Origin of the sequence: Streptomyces sp. GbtcB7 (assembly GCF_019091445.1) — a bacterium.
Classification (GTDB): Bacteria; Actinomycetota; Actinomycetes; order Streptomycetales; family Streptomycetaceae; genus Streptomyces; species Streptomyces mirabilis.
This window is the reverse complement of sequence record NZ_JAGXJM010000359.1, coordinates 1-261: the sequence shown is the minus strand read 5'-3', so window position 1 is coordinate 261 and position 261 is coordinate 1. Positions and strand designations below refer to the sequence as shown.

The 261-nt window shown below is 81.2% G+C and carries 1 protein-coding gene; it reads right to left on the bottom strand.

Going from position 1 to position 261, the window contains the following annotated elements:
• Positions 1-261, bottom strand: a 261-nt coding sequence (locus tag KVT44_RS56260; protein WP_302832275.1) for an AlkA N-terminal domain-containing protein, incomplete at both ends; no start/stop codon positions are given.

The following is a 261-nucleotide window of genomic DNA, read 5'->3' as shown; positions in this document are numbered from 1 at the left end:
CAGCGCGCACACAGCCACCCCGACCAGAACGGCGGCCCCCGGCGAGCGCAGGCCGGCGCGCGCGGCGACCAGCGGGGCCAGCCAGGGATCGGCGCCCAGCCGCTCGACGACGGCGTACGGATCGGCGTCGAGGGCGAACAGCCGGCGCAGGCGTGGGAGGGCGGTGGTGGGGTCGCGCAGGACGGGGAGGTGGCGCCGGGCGTCGGGCCAGGCGCGCGGGCGCCCGCCCACCCCGGCGATTCCGGTGCCGGACGGGAGGGG